7 protein-coding genes are annotated in these 5,252 nt (G+C 52.5%); all 7 read right to left on the reverse strand.

Going from position 1 to position 5,252, the window contains the following annotated elements; genetic code table 11:
• Window positions 1–279: 279 nt before the first annotated feature.
• Complete coding sequence (locus tag ACR3FF_RS25570; protein WP_458190921.1) at window positions 280–609, reverse strand: nucleotidyltransferase domain-containing protein; 330 nt, start codon at window positions 607–609, stop codon at window positions 280–282.
• 431 nt (window positions 610–1,040) lie between these two features.
• Entirely contained in the window at window positions 1,041–1,391 is a 351-nt protein-coding gene (locus tag ACR3FF_RS25575; RefSeq protein ID WP_458190922.1) for a hypothetical protein, read from the reverse strand.
• Between the two features lie 130 nt (window positions 1,392–1,521).
• Window positions 1,522–2,583 carry a Gfo/Idh/MocA family protein gene (locus tag ACR3FF_RS25580; protein ID WP_458190923.1) on the reverse strand — a complete coding sequence of 354 codons (1,062 nt, stop codon included), beginning with the start codon at window positions 2,581–2,583 and terminating at the stop codon, window positions 1,522–1,524.
• Window positions 2,584–2,955: 372 nt separating this feature from the next.
• Window positions 2,956–3,780, reverse strand: coding sequence for a TrmB family transcriptional regulator sugar-binding domain-containing protein (locus ACR3FF_RS25585; RefSeq protein WP_458190924.1), 825 nt, complete (start codon window positions 3,778–3,780; stop codon window positions 2,956–2,958).
• Entirely contained in the window at window positions 3,704–4,060 is a 357-nt protein-coding gene (locus ACR3FF_RS27510; protein ID WP_472850173.1) for a DUF8008 family protein, read from the reverse strand. Before ACR3FF_RS27510 ends, ACR3FF_RS25585 begins: the two co-directional genes overlap by 77 nt.
• Window positions 4,032–4,562, reverse strand: coding sequence for a PIN domain-containing protein (locus ACR3FF_RS25590; protein ID WP_458190925.1), 531 nt, complete (start codon window positions 4,560–4,562; stop codon window positions 4,032–4,034). Before ACR3FF_RS25590 ends, ACR3FF_RS27510 begins: the two co-directional genes overlap by 29 nt.
• A complete protein-coding gene (locus tag ACR3FF_RS25595) occupies window positions 4,562–4,864 on the reverse strand; it encodes a UPF0175 family protein (protein ID WP_458190926.1) in 303 nt (100 codons plus the stop codon). The genes ACR3FF_RS25590 and ACR3FF_RS25595 overlap by 1 nt, the downstream gene beginning before the upstream one ends.
• Between the last annotated feature and the right edge of the window lie 388 nt (window positions 4,865–5,252).

Raw genomic sequence — 5,252 nt, forward strand, 5'->3', positions numbered from 1 at the left:
AGCGAAGTCAGCAGCGATGTAATTGCATCCGGGGAGAGTCTCATACAACCTCCCCTTCGCTCTACGAGTTCAGGTAGCCGTCGGCTTGCGATTTAGCCTCTTAACCGAATACGAATGGGGTCGAAGCCTTTCGCGTAGAGGACTGCTTGCGCCGCATGAAAACACGCGTAGTACAGCCGATTTACGACGGCTGTATCCGATCCGCTTCCTTCCTGGAGAATTTTTGCGTCGGCAAGAGCTGTTTGGGCTTGTTCGAGTTCTTCGCCAACATACCCATCCTCAGGCATACGAGCGTCCTTCGGCGAGTACGTGCTTGATGAATGGATGATTTTTCCGTTCGGCAAATCGTACTGCCGTTTGGACGTGGACGGATACAACCACGGAGTAGTCGAGTTGCACGTCGTACGCGAGATCCCGGAGGTCGTCGACAATTGACTCGTCAGTAACAATCACGAAGATATCGACATCGGAGTCAATTCCGCGGGTTTCTCCGCGGACGGTGCTGCCGAAGACGATGAGATCCTCAATCCGATCGCCGAACACGTCATGAGCAGCTGCTGCAAACGCCTCTGCAGCTTGCTCGTGGGGTGACGGATCTGCATCGGTCATATCTCTAGGTACGTGGGCGAGACATGCTAAATGTTCGCCTCTTTGCAGCCGGGAAATTCCATAGTTGTCTGGGACAAATCGTAGAGAGCGCGTCAGTGCGACCGACAGAAGGGGACGAACAGATCTCACTCTCTGCGTTTGCGACTCGGGTTTCCGATCGAGTAGAGATTCAACTCGGAACACGTCGATATGTTCTCACTCACGCCGTACGCGACTGACGCTACTGTGAGGCGCGGATTACACCGTTGTAATAGAGGGGGATCGCGTAAGCGACCCCCTCCGTTTCGCAGAAATAGACGCAGAAATAGACATACTCCCCAGTAGCCGTACAACCGTTACCACCATGTGTCACCGGGTAAGCGGTGTGAATCTCGTGTGGTGGTGCCGCCAAGATGGGGGTTCTTCGAACCCCCGTGATTACAACGCTATAATCAGCGCCCTCCGTTCCCTCCCGCGTTTGCTTCGTGGGCTCGCATCCACCCGGCGAGGTCGGGATGGGCAAACGTAATTTCGATGTGGTGGCCCCCGACACCCATGGCGTCATCCACGGACAGCGTCCGTGACTCCTTGTAGGTCACGCCGGGCACCCGTTCGGCCATCTCCTCCATCACCCGATAGCCGTCGTTCTTGTACGCACAGCCGTAATGCGTCGCGACTTCTCGATAGCCTAATCGTGCGACCATCACGTCATTCGTCTTGGCGACATTCTTCGCGTGCTCAAGGACGTCGAGATATTTGTCCTCGATCTGCTGACTCTCGGCGCGCTTCTCACGAAAGTTCACGAGTTCGGTATTCTGTTCCGATCGCTGGACTGTCTCGAAGAGCTGGCGGCCTGCATTCGAGCGTTCTTCGACGAAAGTCGGAAACCATCGGAGTGGCAAATCAAATCCTGTAATGAAACAGAGGTTTAGATCAGTCTAACGCAACATCAGTTGGGTCGATAGTAACGAATTCGCCATTCTGTCGTGCAGATTCGTATGCTGCTTCTGTGACTGCCGTCACGCGAAGCCCGTCAAGAGCTGTTGCTGGTGGGCTCTCTCGGTCACGAATCGACTGAACGAATGCCTCTGCTTTGTTCGGGAGATCGCCACGATCAAGCCGAGGAGAATATTCACCGCTCGTGGAATCGATTTCTGTAAGTTTGTTCGGCTCCCAGTCCTGACTCTCGAGATAGATGGCGCCTTCCTCGTCCCACATGTGAATGTGCTCACGCATGCAGGGTGTCTCACCGGAGCAAACGACCGTCGCTGTTGTTCCTTCCTCGAATCGGATCGTCACATGAGATCGACCGTCAACGCGCTGCTCGTTGTCGACAAAGTCCATTTCGGCGGACACTGCGGTCGGCGTAAGACCCGTACTCCAAAGAATTGAATCGAGAATATGGCTGCCTGTGTCATAGAGGTATCCTCCACCGGAGAGATCGGGATTCGTCCGCCACGCATCGCTGAAGCGGTCAACCCAGTTCTGACTGACCTCTGCGGTTATCCACTGCGGGATACGTCCCTCTTTTTCCAGGGTATCTCGTGTTTTGACGAACGACTGGTACAGGTGCCGCTGATATCCGACCATCAGCACTTCGTCTCGGGCAGTATCTCGTTCGACAAGGTCGCGAGCATGATCAAGATCTGTCGTCAGGGGCTTATCACAGAGAACATGCAGATCGTGCTCCATTGCTGTGAGCACTTGCTCATAGTGGAGTGTGTGCGGCGTTCCAAGCAACACTGCATCGAGGTCTTCTGACTTCAACATCGCTTCGTAGTCCTCGTAGCGGGCTTCCTCTGGGACTCCGAGTTCCTCCCCAGCTGTCCGCAGAGTTTTGCTGTCTATATCCACGACGGCCTTGACCTCAGCAGTATCCAGTTCTCCGAATTGACTACCGACAGTTCGTCCAATGAAACCACCACCGACAACACCGACGGACACTAGCGGCTTTGATTTATCTAATTCTTCCTCTAATTCTGTATTAACTGCCATCCTTAGATAGTAGTTATACGGCTGGCAAAAACCTACTGACCCGAGCTATCATCTATGATTATGATGTTCTTCTCATTTATAGGACACCTGATCATATTGGATGAGATAATTCTCTGGCGTTCCAGATTTACCAGCTTGTCTATTCCGAGACGATAGAGTGAACTTAAAACAGATCCCAATCGATCCGAATCAAAAAACCTAGACCAAGAAGTGACGCTCCGATAACGAGAAATCCGAGGAGCGAAATCGTCCGTGACGCTGATCCGGACTGTTGGAAGGGAAATGAAACTCCAAGCAGAACAAGCAACACGAGATTCAAAGTGAACAGAAGGCGCCAGAAACTCATTGCAGACATGTCTTTTAAGCTGATGGTTAATCTAATTTGATGGTTTCGGCATGATAGTCTTCGATAAATGCTCCTGATCCACCTACTGTAATCTTGTCTCCCTTACTCGTCTCGACGACCAATCCGTTCTCGACGGGGAAGTCTCCTGTTTCAGGTTTGACAAGGCATTGATTCGAATCTAGTATACGGCCCGTGATCTCTTCGCCGCTTTCTGTCATTATTGTAGTCAATGGTTCGGTACCTTCGTGCAGATGGAGTGTCGCCTGCAATACTGCATTGCGAGCCGACTGAAACCGATACGGAAGCTCACCAGGTTTCATCACGTAAAGTTCCGAAGCGATCGGCCAATAGCTCCCGATGAGTGACCCAAGCACGGAACCGGCGAGATGCTCTTCTGAAAGCGAAACGGCAGTTTCGTCGGCATGGATCCCTCCAAGTAGTTCGGCATCACCGACAATCGCAGTCTGATCATCGACTGTCGAAATAAAGGGTGCCTTCTCCTCCCATACACGGACTACGCTTGCATTCCCGTTGAATCGAGCGGGTGCAATCGACTCTGGTTCTGCATCCGTATACAGACATGCTACGAACACATTTCGATCGACAGCGCTCGTTAATTCGGCTTCTATCTCTTTTTGCTCCGACAGTGGAAGGGAGAGGAACACTTCGTTTTGTGCACTGCGTATATGCTCACGAAGGTGTTTCAAGGCGGTCTGGCGGGATTTAATCGTTTGAAAACGGGCTGTCTGTGGCTCTGTCTTTTGGTATTTTTGCTCAAGTGACGGTGCCAAAGATTGGATTCGGTTGGATAGATCGGTAATAGCTTCCGTTGGGGGGCATTTCGTCGTCATAGCGGGCGAGTCGTTGCAGTGGGAGAAAATCGGCCGTCGAATGGGCAACGCTACCACCGCGACCGAGCGTATCGTCTTCACTGGGGAGTCGGAAGTAGGTCTTGCCGTCGTCTTTGGTGAAACGTTCGAGTTTGCTTCCTTCGACGCTAATTCGGTCTTCTTCGACGTTTCCCGCGAGCAAATGTGCGCCTTTCTCGAACTCCGATGGGCTGTTGCCTTGTCTGTCTTGTTCGCTAATTCTTTCGTGGAGGCTACTCAGGTAAAGACGTATCAGCGGCATCGTCAATGAGTGAGTATGCTTTCTCGCGGAGATTTCCGGTCATGTGGAGCCCGTGCGAATCAACACGGTCGACGAGTTCCCGAGCGTCTTGAGGAGGAAGCCCCTCGTCGACAGCTCGTACGATAACGCCAATGGTTCCGGTGACCGTTGCCCCTAGTCCCCGAGCCGTAGTACGGACACGGCGATCATCGGAAATGACACCGATCGATCTGTCATCGTTAGTGTAGGCAAGGACGGCAGCGATCAGATGGACGTCGCCATTTTCGGTAGGCTCTCCGAGGACCTCTTTTGCCTGGTTAATTCGGTCGTGAACGGCAGGGTCATCAGTGCGGACCTCGTGGTTGTTGACGAATCGGGTGAGATTCGTTTGAGCGGGTTCGGTCGTGACCTCGGCTCCAACGAGTGGGAGGATGACGAGATCGCCTGCAACGTTCGTGAGGAGGTTGAGTTCGCCGATGGTGCCGAGAGAGATGAGCGTTGTGGCATCGATGAAGACCTGCATCATAGCTCGCGGGCGGCCATAGCGTCCGCGTCGAGATCATCAGGGGAAAGCTGGGAGGTGAGATTCCGTTCACGGGCGATTTCGAGCCACTCGGCGAGGCTCACACCAGCGAGACGCGCTGCCTGATTGACGGAGATTTCTCCCGACTGATACCGTTCGATGGCGACGCGTCGCCGGAGTGACGTGAGGCCTTCGGAGAGAGCTTTGCGAATAACTGTACTCTTGTCTTCTTCGAGGAGTTCGATGACTGCTTTGAGTTCGTCTTCATCATCCTCTGGGATGCGGGCGCTGATCGAAGGCATGTTTACATCTTAGTACGTTGTATCACATAACAGTTTCTCTCAAAGAGGCTCACCGGTCTTGGAATGCCTGTTCGACAGTTATGTTCCAGTTCATTCGCATCGAACGACGAGTAATCACCTTATTCCGCCTCGCTTCTCTCGTGAGTTTCCACCAATAAAACTGTCATATAAAAAAGTCTATGTCTGAATCATTCATCCTCTTGACACACTCGTGTTCGAGAGTGGATTAGTAGTTAGTATTACCTACTAACACAGACGCACTCCAATTCCTAGTGCTTCGTCAACCATAGATTGTTAAGAGACAATCTGTTAGAGAGGAGATGGTAAACAAGGAGTATACGGTTGATCTTTCAGACGAGGAACGCACCGAGCTCGAATCGTTCGTCTC

Source organism: Haladaptatus ordinarius, assembly GCF_054177595.1.

What these genes read in the sequence shown, in the direction of transcription:
- ACR3FF_RS25570 (WP_458190921.1), bottom strand. Translation starts at nt 609, where the DNA reads ATGACCGATGCAGATCCGTCACCCCACGAGCAAGCTGCAGAGGCGTTT.
- ACR3FF_RS25580 (WP_458190923.1), bottom strand. Translation starts at nt 2,583, where the DNA reads ATGGCAGTTAATACAGAATTAGAGGAAGAATTAGATAAATCAAAGCCG.
- ACR3FF_RS25585 (WP_458190924.1), bottom strand. Translation starts at nt 3,780, where the DNA reads ATGACGACGAAATGCCCCCCAACGGAAGCTATTACCGATCTATCCAAC.
- ACR3FF_RS27510 (WP_472850173.1), bottom strand. Translation starts at nt 4,060, where the DNA reads ATGCCGCTGATACGTCTTTACCTGAGTAGCCTCCACGAAAGAATTAGC.
- ACR3FF_RS25590 (WP_458190925.1), bottom strand. Translation starts at nt 4,562, where the DNA reads ATGCAGGTCTTCATCGATGCCACAACGCTCATCTCTCTCGGCACCATC.
- ACR3FF_RS25595 (WP_458190926.1), bottom strand. Translation starts at nt 4,864, where the DNA reads ATGCCTTCGATCAGCGCCCGCATCCCAGAGGATGATGAAGACGAACTC.